Genomic DNA, 14,134 nt, shown 5'->3' with positions numbered 1-14,134 from the left:
AGCGCAATATTTTTTACAAACGATTCCCTCGCAGAAAATCGCCGATCTCCATTCGTTTTTTTCCTTCCAGTTGCAAAACTTCGATGGAAAGCCAGCCGTCGCTGGTTTTTAAATAGAGATATGATTTACTATCTGTGCGGAACTGTCCCGGGTTGTCATCTTCATCAAATTCCACGAGGCTGGATTTGAAGATTTTGCAAGAAAGACCGTTTATTGTCGTCCATGCGGCGGGGTAAGGCGAAAGTCCGCGGATGAAGTTATGGATTTCAACGGACGGCTTTTGCCAGTTTATTTCACAAGTCTCGCGGAAGATCTTTGGTGCCAGGCGGATTTCTGCTGGCTCTTGCTGCGGTTCCTGCGGATAATTGCCTGCTTCAATTGCCCTTACTGTTTTTACAACGAGCTTAGCGCCTTTTTCCATGAGCCGGTCGTGTAAGGAGCCTGCGTCGTCTTCGGCGTGGATGGGTTCGTGGTCCTGGAAAATGATCTTGCCGGTGTCAATGTCTTTTTCTATAAAGAATGTCGTTACGCCGGTTTCGGTTTCTCCGTTGATAACGGCCCAGTTGATTGGTGCGGCTCCGCGATATTGCGGTAAAAGTGAGCTGTGTAAATTGAATGTTCCTTTCGGCGGCATGTTCCAAACGACTTCCGGCAACATACGGAATGCTACGACCACCTGAAGGTCAGCATTAAACGATCTTAATGCTTCCAGAAACTCGGGGTTTTTTAGTTTTTCGGGCTGCAAAACGGGAATGCCCTGGGCCTCCGCGTACAGCTTTACGGGCGACGCAGTTTGCTTTTGTCCGCGGCCTGTGGGCTTGTCCGGAACAGTTATGACTGCCACTACATTAGAATTGCTTTCGACCAGACTTTTTAAACTTGGAACCGCAAATTCGGGCGTTCCCATGAAAATTATTCGCAATGGTGTTGACATAGACTGTTACCGCTTTTGGATAAAAAATGGTGTAACCATTTACAAATATTGTTATTTTTGTCGTTCTTAACAGAAAATTATGATACAGACGAAATCATATATCAACCGAAAAGATAAGGTTTTCTAGCCTTCTACTACGAGTGTCGTAACTCTTGTAGAGCGGTCTTTGAGCCGTTCTTTTTTTTTATCCAATTTTCAAAAATTTAAAGACTTATAAACTAATTTAAGGTCATGGCTAAAATTTCATACTATACGGAAGAAGGACTAAATAAGCTGAGGAATGAGCTGAATGATATGAAAACAAAAGGCCGCACGGAGATTGCAAAGCAGATTGCAGAAGCGCGGGATAAGGGCGATTTGAGTGAAAATGCAGAATATGATGCGGCGAAAGATGCACAGGGAATGCATGAAATGAAGATTGCGAAACTGGAAGAGATCATGTCAAATGCACGCGTTATTGACGAGTCGTCGATCGACACTTCGCAAGTTGCGGTGCTTTCAAAAGTGAAGATCAAAAACCGTAAGAATGGAATGGAGGTTACTTATACTTTGGTTTCAGAGGAAGAGGCAGATCTGAAAACAGGAAAAATTTCTGTTGGTTCGCCAATTGGAAAAGGTTTGCTTGGCAAGAAAGTGGGTGATACGACTGAGATCAAGGTTCCTGCCGGTTTGATGGAATTTGAAGTGCTGGATATCAGCAGGTTTAGCGAATAGATTTTTAAGACATTATTTAAATGTTGGATTGTAGAATGTTGACCATTCGCAATCCAACATTTTTGTTTAAAATTGGTTTGAATCAGGGCAATGCTATGAAGTTCAAAGGGATTTTGCTGAACGTTTCTTTCCTTTGGGTGGAGGGCATGGCGCTTTTTCCTTTCATACTCGTCCGCCATAAGACTTGCAGCCGCTTCCTTATAAATCACGAGCAAATCCATTTAAGACAACAGCTCGAATTGGGTTTGATTGTCTTTTATATTTGGTATTTTGCCGAATATTTAATCCGTCTGATCCAGTACAAAAAGCATTATCTCGCCTATCTGCACATCTCTTTTGAAAGGGAAGCTTATCAGCATCAGGCTGATTTGAATTATCTTAAAAAAAGGCGTTTATGGGCTTTTTTAGGCTATTTGAAAAACGTCAGGCATTAGGAAAAACAAACTATAACAGCATTTCAAGTAAGTAATTTTAATATCATATGTCAGATCAAAGCAAAGAATTTCTTTATAAATACCTTAACAATGCGTCGCCGACCGGGTTCGAAGCGAGCGGTCAGCAAATATGGCTCGATTACATCAAGCCTTACATTGAAGATACGATTGTGGACGTTTATGGCACGGCAGTCGGTGTGATTGGCGGTGGCCAGGATTACAAAGTTGTGATCGAGGCACATTCGGACGAAATTTCCTGGTTTGTCAATTACATTTCAGACGACGGATACATTCATGTTCGCCGCAATGGCGGTTCTGATGCCATTATCGCGCCTTCGATGCGGGTAAATTTACACACGGCTAAGGGCGTTGTAAAAGGCGTTTTTGGCTGGCCGGCAATCCACGTTCGTGATGTTGCAAAAGACCAGGTTCCCAAAGTGCATGAACTGTTCATCGACGTCGGCGCATCCAAGAAAGATGAAGTGCTGGAAATGGGCATTCACGTAGGAACGGTTGCGACTTTTGCGGACGGTCTGGACGAGCTGAACGACAAATATTATCTCGGACGTGCGCTGGACAACAGAATGGGCGGTTTTATGATCGCCGAAGTTGCGCGGATGCTCCACGAGAACAATGTTCGATTGCCTTTTACATTATATGTGGTGAATGCAGTTCAGGAGGAAATTGGTCTTCGCGGTGCGGAAATGATCTTCTCGCCGTCTGAAACCAAATCTCGCGATTGTAACCGACGTGACGCACGACACGCAATCGCCGATGTACAATAAAAAGGAACAAGGCGATCTTAAAAGTGGCGGCGGACCGGTAATTTGTTACGGACCGGCTGTGCAAAACAATGTGCGCGACTTGCTGATCCGCATTGCAGACGAGAAAAAGATCCCGTTCCAACGCCAGGCGGTAAGCCGCTCAACAGGAACGGACACGGATTCATTTGCCTATTCAACCGAAGGAATCGCTTCTGCATTGATTTCTCTTCCGCTAAAATACATGCATACAACCGTGGAAATGGTTCATAAAGAGGACGTTAAGAACGTAATTCAACTAATGTACGACGTCTTGCTATCCTTGAAAGGAGACGAGGATTTCCGGTATATTAAATAATGATTGAATGAATGAATGACTGAATGATTGAATGAGGATTTTTAATCATTCATTCATTCATTCATTCAAAATTGGCCACACAACATCGTTAGCAACTTCATCAACATGACATTCATCAACAAACAATGGACAACAGGGCTCGGGGCCGTGGGGCGGCTATTAACACCCACAGCAAATTTTTTAACCATGAAATAGAATACACTTCTGAGGATTGGCAGCAATGGGAAGAGCCGGCAGTGAATCCCAAAACACAGTTTATTGAAGAACATTCCAAGACATTGCTAAGCGTCTCGGATAGTCCCGATCTCGGACATTTTCATTCAATTAATCCTTATCGCGGTTGCGAACACGGGTGCATTTACTGTTACGCACGCAACTCCCATGAATATTGGGGTTACTCAGCCGGGCTGGATTTTGAAACAAAGATCATTGTCAAGAAAAATGCTCCCCAGTTACTTGAAAAGCTCTTTAATTCTAAAAAGTGGGAGCCTAAGGTGATTCACTTTTCCGGAAACACGGACTGCTATCAACCCGGAGAAAAGAAATATAGGCTCACGCGGCAAATGCTTGAAATCTGTTTAAAATATCGAAATCCGGTAAGTGTTTTAACTAAAAATGCGCTGGTATTAAGAGATTTAGATATTCTGGAAAAGCTTGCAAAGCTGAATCTTGTACACGGCGCGGTTTCCATCACATCACTGAATGAAGATCTGCGTAGCGCGCTGGAACCCAGGACTGTTACAGGAAATCGGAGATTGCAGGTTGTGAAAGCAATGCATGAGGCTGGCGTCCCGATGGGTGTAATGACTGCGCCGATTATTCCCGGACTTAATGATCAAGAAATTCCTGCTATTGTGCAGGCAGCGGCTGAAAACGGAGCATTATGGGCTAATTACACGATTGTGAGATTGAACGGAGCCATTTCAACATTGTTTGAAGAATGGATAAACCACCATTTCCCGGACCGTGCAACAAAAGTGCTCAACCAGATTGCAGAATGCCATGGCGGAAATCTGAATGATTCGCGTTTTGGTTTGAGAATGGTCGGAGAGGGGATTTTTGCCGAAAATATAAGACAATTGCACGGCCACGCTTGCCGTAAATATTTTAAAGACGTTGAATTGCCAGCACTCGATACATCACAATTTATGCGCGCCGGGCAAATGCGGTCTGTTCTAAAACTATCCTAAATTCAATGAAGCAATTCTTTGTTACGCTAAGTCTGGTGCTATCCATTTGTCTTTTCGGCAACTGCGTTAATTCTTCTTCTCAAAAAAATCCTGCAATAACGGAAGGCGACTCGCTGAACGTTGGCAAAACCATGACTCCTAATGCAAAAGCGCCGGTTACGGGTGCGGATCAGGTTTCGGAATATCTGGATTATTTGAAGGGCAAAAGGATTGGCATTTTGGTTAATCAGACTTCCATTATAGGCAAGACGCCGATCGTTGACAGCCTCGTTTCGTTAGGTGTGAACATTGTCATGATCTTCGGGCCGGAACATGGGTTTCGCGGAACTGCGAGCAATGGCGATAAAGTAAGTGACAGCGTGGACCCGAAAACGGGCATTCCCGCCATTTCACTTTATGGAAAAACAGAAAAAGCCAACGAAGGAGCAAATGGCGGGCATTGATCTGATGATATTTGACATTCAGGATGTTGGAGCGCGTTTTTACACGTATATCAATACATTAGGTCATGTGATGGAGGCTTGCGCTGAAACAAATAAGGAAATGCTTGTTCTCGACAGACCAAACCCAAATGGCTTTCTCGTCGACGGGCCAATCCTGGAAGATCATTTACGTTCCGGCATTGGCATGTATAAAATCCCCATCGCACATGGCTTAACGATTGCCGAATTTGCACAAATGATCAATGGTGAAGGCTGGCTTCCCAATAAGATGCAATGTAAATTGAAGATCATTAAAGTTGCAAATTATGACCATCAAACGCCTTACGTGTTGCCGGTTATGCCATCGCCAAACCTGAATACGCAGCAGTCGGTGATGCTTTATCCGCATATATGCATGTTTGAAGGCACGATTATAAGTCAGGGCCGAGGCACTTACATGCCGTTCACCGTGCTAGGAGCACCATTACTGAAAGGGAAATTCGACTTCGTTTTCACGCCCAAAAGCATCAAGGGCATGAGCGAAACACCATTGCATCAGAACCAGGAATGTTACGGACTGGACTTGCAGAAATATGACATTTCGAAACTCAAAAAATCGGGAAGCTTCATTTGAACTGGATCCTGGATATGTACAAAGTATATCCGGACAAGGAGAAATTCTTTGACATGAGCCAGAGCAAGCAAATGGGCAGCATTGATAAACTGGCAGGCACGGAAAATTTCAAAAAGCAGATCATTGCCGGAGCTTCGGAAGAGGAGATAAGAAAAAGCTGGGAGCCCGGCTTGGGCAATTATAAGGAAACACGTAAGAAATATCTGCTTTATCCTTGATTATCAGCACCTTCCTTCAAACAAAACATCCCAGGGAATATCTCCCGGGGATGTCTAATTATTCTCAACGATATTAAAAAAATACTAATGGAATGATTTAGTTTAGGTTTGAATGCGCTTATGTTTATGTGTGCATAATGCTATAAATTATGCAGAAAAATACATTTCTAGTAGATACGCTTTTCGGGGTCGGATGGATGCCTGGGCTAAAAAATATTTTTATATTATTATTCAGACCCAGACAGCCATCCGTAATTCAAAAAATAGAGATGGGTTTACGTGTTGTAATATTAATTCTAAGGGGAAAAGTTGCCAAATCAATGGGGTGAAATCCGGAATTTGAGGGGTGAACTTCGGTAAAGTTTAGGAGAAAGTTTTCACACGGCTCAGCAGTTCGTTGCGGTTATCATTGGTGATCGGGATCTCGATGTCATTGATCATCACGTGTATATAATTGATCGCTGTGATTGCGTTCAGATTAATGATGAACGATTTGTGCACCCTGAAAAAGTAATTGGGAGGAAGCTGCTGAAGCATATTTTTGAGCGTTTCCCTGATCGTATATTTTTTTACTCTGGTATGTAATTCGAGGTAATTGTCGTCGCTGCGGATGTAGAGAATGTCGGCCAGCAGAATTTTTGTAAACATGTGCTTTTCTTTGATAAAAAGCGCGTCCTTAATCACCGTCGTATCTTCCTTTTCTTCCAGATTTGACTCACCCGCAAGCGCAGCCAGCCGATAGTTTTTTAGCGCGAGCTTCACCGCAGTGTACACCGTGATTTTTTGAAAAGGTTTTTGTAAAAATGCATGCGGGGCTGCCTGCAATGCTGCATTTACAACAGCAATGTCCTCATGACTGGATAGAAATAGAAAGGGAATTTTGAATGTTTCGCGGATGTAATGCGCAAGGTCGATACCGGTTTGATAACCGTTCAAATTAATATCCAGCACGGCAAGGTGAAAAACCTTGCTATTCAGCAGCTCGGTAGCAGTGTTATAATCAGGAGCAACGTCGTTTGCATCATAACCGAAGCCGTTCAAAAGATATTGGAGGTGTTTGGAAATAATAAAATCGTCCTCTACAATTAAGATATTCATTATTGGTTTTAAGTAAGCGATCCCGGCCCACTGATAGATCATAGGGTAGCCGGGACAATGTTAAGATTTTCATAGGGTTAGTATTCCTGATAACGTTGAGTAATTCCAAGATAATGTACGAATTAGTTGACACTTTCGGATCGATTTTTTCAAACTATTTAGTTTACGGTCAGGCCTAATCCTTTTGAAAAGGATCTTTTATATTTATCATCCAAGAAAAAGTTGATTTATAGCTTGTTTAAGTCGTTTATCCCAATTTTCGGAGCTTCGGAATGTTGCGGACTTTTATGCCTGCCGGTTGCCATATAAAGGATTGTAACCAGGCCTAATCCGGCAAAAAACCAGATGCTTAACATGACATTATAATAAACGATGGCAATCAGACAAACGCTGGAGAGCACCAGCGCGATGACGGGAAAGTAAGGATAAGCAGGCACTACGAATGGGCGTTCGAGGTCAGGTTCGCTGCGGCGCAGCGCAAAAAGCGCCATCATGCTGATAATGTACATGACAACTGCGCCCAATGCTGCCAGAATAATCACCTGATCCGTTGTGCCAAGCTTTAACGCAAGACAGCCTGCAATTCCACCCGCAATAAGTGCCCAATGCGGCGTTTGAAACCGGGCATTTACACTGCCCAGAAAGGAGGGAAGCAATCCGTTTCTTGCCAAAGCATATATCTGGCGCGAATAGCCAATGATCGTCCCGTGAAATGATGCGATCAATCCAAAAAGTCCGAGACTTGCAAATAGCTGGGTCAAGCCGCTGTCGCGACCGAGGACTATGCCGAGTGCGGCGGGAAGTGGATAATCAATCTCGCTCAAAAGCCGCCAGTGCGCGACGCCTCCCGTGAAAATCATCACGGCCAATGCAAGCACGACAAGTGTTAATATGCCATAAATGTAACCTCTCGAAATGGTGCGTTTCGGATCTTCCACTTCTTCGGCGACCATTGCGACGCCTTCAATTGCAAGGTAAAACCATATCGCAAAAGGCAGCGCCGCAAAAACGCCGGGCCAGCCAAATGGCATAGGTTCCGTTACAAATGTTTGATATGAAAAATGAGGCGCAACAATGCCAATGTAAACGAGCAACTCAGCTACGGCAAGCAATGTCACCACGAGCGAAAAAAGCGCTGATTCCTTAATGCCAAGCAGGTTAATCAAGATAAAAATGACGTAACAAGCAAAAGCAACATCAAGCACGTCCAATGACGGATAAAGAAAATGCGTATAACTGCCCAGCGCGAATGCAATGGCGGGTGGCGTCACTAAAAATTCAACGAGTGTCGCATAACCGGCAACAAGTCCTCCAAACCAGCCAAAAGCGCGTTGCGAATAAGAAAACGGGCCGCCAGCTTGCGGAATCGAGGTTGTGAGCTCTGTAAAACTGAAAATAAAGGTCACATACATTAATGTCACCAAAAGCGTTGCGATTAGAAATCCGACGGTTCCCGAAACTCCCCAGCCGTAATTCCACCCAAAATATTCACCGGAAATAACCAGTCCTACTGCAATTGCCCAAAGATGAATGGGTTTTAAAACTTTCTTAAGCGTAGCGGTTTGTTCTGACGACATGCGGGACAGGTTTGTTGGTTAACCATACAATATAAACCTATAACGCTTCCAATGCCATTTAATACCATTGGAAATTTAAAATCACCTAATATTTTATTCTGAGATTTTACCGCGGGGCAGTTCGCAGATAATCACCCATTTCACGGACTTTGTCTGTGTTGAGATAATCAACGCCGAGAGTCATCATGATTTTCCAGGAATTAATGTTGTCCGGAGTTGCCCATAGGCGGACTTTTTTGCCAAGATCATGCGTCTGTTTGATCACTTTCTGAATGCTTTTTTTGTCCTTTTCCGGCAGAGGGCCTTCGCCATTCCATTTAGAATATTTTGCAAAAGCCTGACTGATAAGCCCTACATGTTTCAATTGGTCCGGTGTGTACACAATTTCAGGACGGCCGTCGAAAAACAGATATTCAGGATATTTATCAAATGAAGCAGGACTGGGCGTGTTGCCGCTGACGACAATTTTCACAGAGCCTGCCGGCGCAAAAATGTGCTTGTGCGGTTCCAGTTCCTTTACCAATGCAGCCAATGTTTCTTCCGAAGTCGTTTTCAGGTCGACCAACAGTTGCAGCTGAACATCTTTCTGAGGATAAATGCTGCCTCCGTTTATTTCAACCGAAGCAATGATCGGTTGCAGGTAAAGTGCATTGAACGTCCTTTCCGGTTTAATGTCAGCCAGATTGTGAGCGACGAAAAGATTGTCATTTACCAAAAACAAATCTGCCTCAATGGAGCCGAATTGCTGATCATATGCCTCGCTAAAAGCCCCTTTTCGTTCGTAATCGTTATGCGAATGGGCTTGGGCTGTGGTGTAAGCTTTGATATCCTGGGCGCGCAATGTCCCAACGTTGAGCAATGTAAAAAGTAAGAGTGTAATGCGTTTTTTCATGAATGTGGCGGGGATGTAGGGGCGGAAAATTAAGTAAATATATTGTTTTAAACACATGTTTAAACAGTTTGATTCGCGCCGGAGAATTTTCTATGGAAATTTTGTCATTTATTGCACAAAATTTCAATGCGTGGATAGATGCGTTGAGAATATCATTATTTTAGCCAACTTATTACACCTGAGACTTCGTCCAATCAGCTCCATAAATGAAACAAAATTCTTCTCTCTTTCGTAAGAAAACAGTTGATCAAATACTTAGGGACGCTAATTCTGCCGAAAATGGTGGGTTAGCAAAAATTCTCGGCGTCCGGGATCTGGTTTCCCTTGGGATCGCTGCCATTGTGGGAGCTGGTATTTTTAGCACAATTGGCGTGGCCAGTTATAATGGTGGCCCTGCCGTCTCTTTATTATTCGTCTTTACAGCGGTTGCCTGCGTTTTTACAGCATTATCTTACGCACAGTTTGCCAGCACAGTTCCAGTCTCCGGTAGTGCATACACGTACGCATATGTTGCTTTCGGAGAGCTGTTTGCATGGATCATCGGATGGTCGCTGATTCTCGAATATGCCGTTTCAAATATGGTGGTCGCGATATCCTGGTCGGAATATTTCACAGGAATGCTCAAAGGGTTTGGAATCGTGCTGCCCGGTTGGCTTACTGTAAATCATGAAACAGCATCCGAAGCCTTTGCCAAATTGCAAAGCGCAGGCGCTGCCGAAATGAGCACTTATGAACGCTTTGCTGCGGCTGCCTACGAAGCTGCGCCGACCATTGGTGATTTTCACATTATGCTTAATTTGCCCGCTGGTTTGGTAACATTGCTGATTACGGCATTGGTTTACATCGGGATCCGGGAGTCGAGAACGGCCAGTAACATTATGGTTGTGCTCAAAATAGGCGTTGTTCTGCTCGTTATCATTGCGGGCGCTTTTTATGTAAAACCTGAAAACTGGTCGCCATTTGCACCCAACGGAATTAAAGGTGTAATGGGCGGTGTAGCATCTGTTTTCTTCGCATTTATCGGATTCGATTCCATTTCAACAACCGCAGAGGAATGTAAAAATCCGCAGCGAGACATGCCAAAGGCAATGATTTACTGCCTTGTGATCTGCACGGTTTTGTATGTGCTGATTACGCTGGTGCTTACTGGAATGGTCAATTATTCAGAGCTTAAAGTGAGTGATCCGCTTGCCTTTGTTTTTGAAAAAAATGGCCTTGATTTCATGGCCGGTGTCATTTCGGTAAGTTCTGTAATTGCGATTACGAGTGCATTGCTCGTGTATCAGCTCGGGCAGCCACGCATTTGGATGACGATGAGCCGGGACGGTTTGCTATGGAAACGATTTTCTAAAATTCACCCAAAATATCAGACGCCATCATTCGCGACCATTGTCACAGGCTTTGTCGTAGGGATTCCGGCATTGTTTTTCAAAATGGATTTTTTCGTTGATTTGACGAGTGTAGGAACGTTTTTTGCGTTTATTCTGGTTTGCGGCGGCGTGCTTTATCTGGATCATACGGGCATTTCTTCGCAATCCAAGTTCCGGGTTCCTTATCTTAATGGAAAGTATCTGGTGGGTTTGCTTTTGATCGTTGCCATCGCCGGGCTTGCAATTTATGGACAAAGTGTGATTGATGAGTGGAAAAATCTGTCAGCCGCAGAAATTGTTGAACACAAGCTGCTAACCATCATTTTCTGGATCACGTGGTGCATTCTTTCCGTATTGAGCTATAAACACAACTTTTCGGTTTTGCCCGTTGCAGGAATTTTGACAAACCTTTATTTAATGACAGAATTAGGCTCGTCCAACTGGTTGATTTTTGTGATCTGGCTGGCGATCGGCTTGGTAATTTATTTCAGCTACGGTTATCGAAAGAGCAAGTTGGCCAATTAAATGATCAATGTGAAGACGGTGCCTTTTCCGACTTCTGAGGAAACATTGAGCTGACCGTTATGCTGTTGCAAAATCTGGCGAGAAAGGCTTAATCCAATTCCTGATCCCGTTTTTTTGGTTGTGTAAAAAGGGATAAAGATGTTTTCAATGGCTTCCGGCTCAATGCCGTCGCCGTTGTCTGTGACATCAATGATCGTCGTGTTATCCGTCTGGTATGCGGATAATGTAATCAGACGATTTGTTTGCGTAGAGAATGCTTCCGAAGCATTTTTAACCAGATTGATCAGCACCTGCTGAATCTGGCTTGCATCCGCCTTAACCGTCAGCGTGTCTGGTTTTACAGAGATTTTCCAAAGCACGCCCGAGCGTGTCAGATCGGTTTGCAATAATTGAATTACTTCCTGCAAAAGTTCTGCAACGCTCAGATTGGCAAAAACAGGTTTCGGTAATGTAGTGAAATCGCGGTAAGCATTCACAAACTGCATCATTCCCTTGCTTCGTTTTTCGAGCGTGTGCAATGCTTCTTTTAAATCGTTCACTGCTTCCTGATCATTCGTGGATTTTTCAATGTCCTCATTTACAATCAGTCGCATTGTCCCCACCAGTGAAACGATCGGCGTCATGGAGTTCATGATTTCATGACGCAGCACGCGCGTGAGGTTTTGCCACGATTCCACTTCCTGCTGTTGCAGCTCAGTTTGAATATTTTGCAAAACCACAATCCTGACCCACATTCCGCGGAGCTGAATGGCTGCACCTTGTAATGCCAACGGCTGGTCAGAAGGTGTTCGGTAAAGTTCACGAACGCCGCTGTCCAATGTAGAAAGTAATTCGTAAAGCCTTGGATGTTTGTCTTTTAGCTCGCTTAATTGATGCAATCGGTAAATGCCAAGCATGCGTAATGCAGCATTATTGATGAGGTTAACCTGTCCATTGCTGTCAAAAGTGATCAGCCCCGTTCCGATATGCTGGACAATGGTGTTCAGATATTGCAAATTGGCTTCCTTTTCGGCCCTGGCTTGTCTGAAAGCGTGCAGGACTTCATTAAATTGCTGATTAAGCTCCTTAAATGTCCTCCCCATTTTATTGTCCGACCGGAAATTGATCGTAAAATCAGAATAGCGCACCGATTCCAGAAAATAAGTCAGCTTACGGTTCACATTGGTAACATAATTATACAGCAACGACCCCTGAATGAAGATGAAGATTGTTCCCAAAACATAAACCAACATTTCGTTGGTATGCTTATTCGCCAGCCAGGCGATGGCAACAACGCTCACGACAATCACGATTATCCTGATCATTATCACTATACTGAAATGCCGAAGTCCGATCATTAATGAACCAAATAGAGGATTTTGAATTAATTATTCCAATGCGCTTTGCGGCACGCCGGACATTTCGCTCAGGACAAATTTTTCGAGCGAGTTGATTTTATAATGGGCCATATCAAACTTTGTATCTTCAAAAACATCCATTGCAGGCACCGAAATCGTAATCATTCCCGCCGCATGGGCCGACCGCAGGCCAGCGTGTGAATCTTCAAATGCAATGCATTCTTCTGGTTTTAGGCCAAGTTTTGCGGCGGTGGTCAGGTAAACTGCCGGATGCGGTTTTGTAAATTCTTCCAGTTCGCCCGAGTGCCAGGTATCAAAGTAATCAATAATATCCAGCCTTTTGAGCACACCTTCGATCAGGTCCATGTGCGAAGCAGAAGCAACGGCAAGTTTCAGGCCTTTTCCTTTTAATGTTTTTACCAATTCAATTGCGCCAGGCATTGGTTCGGCATGCGCCAGGATATTTTTATGCGCCATTTCCAGGATCATTTCTTCAAGCTCCTCAAAAGACGGCGAGTTCCAGGGTTGAATTTTATGACAATAATCGAGGAAAAGCTTGATGGAAAGGCCAGTCGTCTGATTTTTTAGTGCGTCTGAAATGGTAAAGTTTACTTTTTGCATGACCGTGCGGGCAGCATCTGTCCAGATTGGCTCGGAATCTATCAATAGTCCGTCCATATCAAATATGGCAGCTTTAATCATTATTAGCGGGATTGTTTTTTTTTTAAACTACTCAAAACTACTACTTTCACTGATAAGTATTTACAAATTGCGGACCATTCATGAACCGATATCCAACCATACTTACGATAGCAGGATCAGACAGCGGCGGCGGCGCTGGAATCCAGGCAGATCTTAAAACAATCGGGGCACTGGGCGGTTACGGTGCGTCGGCTATTACTGCGCTCACTGCTCAGAATACAGTTGAAGTCCGCGATATTCATCACATTCCGGCCGATTTTCTGCGGAAGCAGCTCGTCGCAGTTTTGGAAGACATAGCAGTTGACGCCATTAAGATCGGGATGATTGGAAGTGTGGAAAATGGGCTCGTTATTGCCGAAATCATTGAAAGCTTCAAGCCGGCATTCGTTGTTATTGATCCGGTGATGTCCTCAACAAGTGGCACCAAACTGGCAAATGCGGAAATGACAGATGTTTTTTGGAAAAAATTATTTCCGATTGCAAACCTGGTTACACCCAACATTAACGAAGCAAGTCAGTTGCTTTCAACAGAAACAGATTCCCTAGAACAAATGCAGGAAGCAGCCATGCAAATGGTGGAAAAGGGTTGCCGTGCCGTGTTACTGAAAGGCGGGCACATGGTTTCGGATAAGCTTTATGACATCCTAGCACAGCGCGGGGAACAGCCATTGATTTTCGAATCCGCATTTATCGACAGTTCCAATCTTCATGGAACGGGCTGCACATTATCCACAGCCATTGCCACTTTCATAGGGCAGGGCAACTCACTTCCCGAAGCCATTATCTTCGCCAAAGAATACATTTCCGGCGCAATCGAAGCAGGAAAAGACATAAAAACCGGAAACGGCAACGGGCCGTTAAACCACTCCTTTGACCCGGTTCCCATGCGGGTGTTGTTTTAAAAATACGATTTTGGATGCCGTTTCATCCCGCCGGGATTTACAATTTACTCAATTGCGTCTTCCTAC

11 protein-coding genes and 2 pseudogenes are annotated in these 14,134 nt (G+C 44.1%); 7 read left to right on the top strand and 6 right to left on the bottom strand.

From position 1 onward, the window contains the following. Positions 1–13 precede the first annotated feature (13 nt). Positions 14–934 carry a methionyl-tRNA formyltransferase gene (gene fmt / locus AC0IYG_RS27455; protein ID WP_471714280.1) on the bottom strand — a complete coding sequence of 307 codons (921 nt, stop codon included), beginning with the start codon at positions 932–934 and terminating at the stop codon, positions 14–16. Positions 935–1,165: 231 nt separating this feature from the next. On the opposite strand from fmt, the gene greA reads away from it, so the two are divergent. The 5 genes and pseudogenes from greA (at position 1,166) to AC0IYG_RS27430 (ending at position 5,665) form a co-directional block, all read left to right on the top strand. Then, positions 1,166–1,648: a transcription elongation factor GreA gene (gene greA, locus AC0IYG_RS27450; RefSeq protein WP_026630790.1), complete on the top strand. Its 483-nt coding sequence runs from the start codon at positions 1,166–1,168 to the stop codon at positions 1,646–1,648. Between the two features lie 20 nt (positions 1,649–1,668). After that, complete coding sequence (locus AC0IYG_RS27445) at positions 1,669–2,082, top strand: hypothetical protein (protein WP_471714279.1); 414 nt, start codon at positions 1,669–1,671, stop codon at positions 2,080–2,082. 47 nt (positions 2,083–2,129) lie between these two features. Next, positions 2,130–3,201, top strand: a pseudogene (locus tag AC0IYG_RS27440) (M20/M25/M40 family metallo-hydrolase). Between the two features lie 125 nt (positions 3,202–3,326). Continuing rightward, positions 3,327–4,391 carry a PA0069 family radical SAM protein gene (locus AC0IYG_RS27435; protein WP_471714278.1) on the top strand — a complete coding sequence of 355 codons (1,065 nt, stop codon included), beginning with the start codon at positions 3,327–3,329 and terminating at the stop codon, positions 4,389–4,391. A 5-nt stretch (positions 4,392–4,396) separates the two neighbouring features. Then, a pseudogene (locus AC0IYG_RS27430) lies at positions 4,397–5,665 on the top strand (exo-beta-N-acetylmuramidase NamZ family protein). Between the two features lie 363 nt (positions 5,666–6,028). On the opposite strand, the gene AC0IYG_RS27425 reads toward AC0IYG_RS27430, so the two are convergent. The 3 genes from AC0IYG_RS27425 to AC0IYG_RS27415 all read right to left on the bottom strand — a co-directional run bounded on the left by AC0IYG_RS27425 (position 6,029) and on the right by AC0IYG_RS27415 (position 9,232). Further along, positions 6,029–6,763: a LytR/AlgR family response regulator transcription factor gene (locus AC0IYG_RS27425; RefSeq protein WP_471714277.1), complete on the bottom strand. Its 735-nt coding sequence runs from the start codon at positions 6,761–6,763 to the stop codon at positions 6,029–6,031. 227 nt (positions 6,764–6,990) lie between these two features. Beyond that, positions 6,991–8,340, bottom strand: coding sequence for an ethanolamine permease (eat, locus tag AC0IYG_RS27420; RefSeq protein ID WP_471714276.1), 1,350 nt, complete (start codon positions 8,338–8,340; stop codon positions 6,991–6,993). Positions 8,341–8,446: 106 nt separating this feature from the next. Then, complete coding sequence (locus AC0IYG_RS27415) at positions 8,447–9,232, bottom strand: phosphatidylinositol-specific phospholipase C/glycerophosphodiester phosphodiesterase family protein (protein ID WP_471714275.1); 786 nt, start codon at positions 9,230–9,232, stop codon at positions 8,447–8,449. A gap of 206 nt (positions 9,233–9,438) precedes the next feature. Between AC0IYG_RS27415 and AC0IYG_RS27410 the strand changes: the two genes are divergently transcribed. Next, positions 9,439–11,127 (top strand): amino acid permease, encoded by a 1,689-nt coding sequence (locus AC0IYG_RS27410; protein WP_471714274.1) that lies wholly within the window; start codon positions 9,439–9,441, stop codon positions 11,125–11,127. Here AC0IYG_RS27410 and AC0IYG_RS27405 read toward each other — a convergent pair. Together AC0IYG_RS27405 and hxpB are read right to left on the bottom strand one after the other, a co-directional pair. Continuing rightward, positions 11,124–12,431, bottom strand: a complete 1,308-nt coding sequence (locus AC0IYG_RS27405) for a sensor histidine kinase (RefSeq protein WP_471714273.1) — start codon at positions 12,429–12,431, stop codon at positions 11,124–11,126. The genes AC0IYG_RS27410 and AC0IYG_RS27405 overlap by 4 nt on opposite strands. 63 nt (positions 12,432–12,494) lie before the next feature. Next, entirely contained in the window at positions 12,495–13,166 is a 672-nt protein-coding gene (gene hxpB / locus AC0IYG_RS27400) for a hexitol phosphatase HxpB (protein ID WP_471714272.1), read from the bottom strand. Between the two features lie 80 nt (positions 13,167–13,246). On the opposite strand from hxpB, the gene thiD reads away from it, so the two are divergent. Beyond that, positions 13,247–14,068, top strand: a complete 822-nt coding sequence (thiD, locus tag AC0IYG_RS27395; protein WP_471714271.1) for a bifunctional hydroxymethylpyrimidine kinase/phosphomethylpyrimidine kinase — start codon at positions 13,247–13,249, stop codon at positions 14,066–14,068. Positions 14,069–14,134: the final 66 nt, after the last annotated feature.

The sequence above is a fragment of the Dyadobacter sp. AC419 genome, from assembly GCF_979253085.1.
Note: the sequence above shows the minus strand (reverse complement) of the source record. Positions and strands in the feature narration are given on the sequence as shown.

What these genes read in the sequence shown, in the direction of transcription:
- fmt (WP_471714280.1), bottom strand. Translation starts at nt 934, where the DNA reads ATGTCAACACCATTGCGAATAATTTTCATGGGAACGCCCGAATTTGCG.
- greA (WP_026630790.1), top strand. Translation starts at nt 1,166, where the DNA reads ATGGCTAAAATTTCATACTATACGGAAGAAGGACTAAATAAGCTGAGG.
- AC0IYG_RS27445 (WP_471714279.1), top strand. Translation starts at nt 1,669, where the DNA reads ATGTTGGATTGTAGAATGTTGACCATTCGCAATCCAACATTTTTGTTT.
- AC0IYG_RS27435 (WP_471714278.1), top strand. Translation starts at nt 3,327, where the DNA reads ATGGACAACAGGGCTCGGGGCCGTGGGGCGGCTATTAACACCCACAGC.
- AC0IYG_RS27425 (WP_471714277.1), bottom strand. Translation starts at nt 6,763, where the DNA reads ATGAATATCTTAATTGTAGAGGACGATTTTATTATTTCCAAACACCTC.
- eat (WP_471714276.1), bottom strand. Translation starts at nt 8,340, where the DNA reads ATGTCGTCAGAACAAACCGCTACGCTTAAGAAAGTTTTAAAACCCATT.
- AC0IYG_RS27415 (WP_471714275.1), bottom strand. Translation starts at nt 9,232, where the DNA reads ATGAAAAAACGCATTACACTCTTACTTTTTACATTGCTCAACGTTGGG.
- AC0IYG_RS27410 (WP_471714274.1), top strand. Translation starts at nt 9,439, where the DNA reads ATGAAACAAAATTCTTCTCTCTTTCGTAAGAAAACAGTTGATCAAATA.
- AC0IYG_RS27405 (WP_471714273.1), bottom strand. Translation starts at nt 12,431, where the DNA reads ATGATCAGGATAATCGTGATTGTCGTGAGCGTTGTTGCCATCGCCTGG.
- hxpB (WP_471714272.1), bottom strand. Translation starts at nt 13,166, where the DNA reads ATGATTAAAGCTGCCATATTTGATATGGACGGACTATTGATAGATTCC.
- thiD (WP_471714271.1), top strand. Translation starts at nt 13,247, where the DNA reads ATGAACCGATATCCAACCATACTTACGATAGCAGGATCAGACAGCGGC.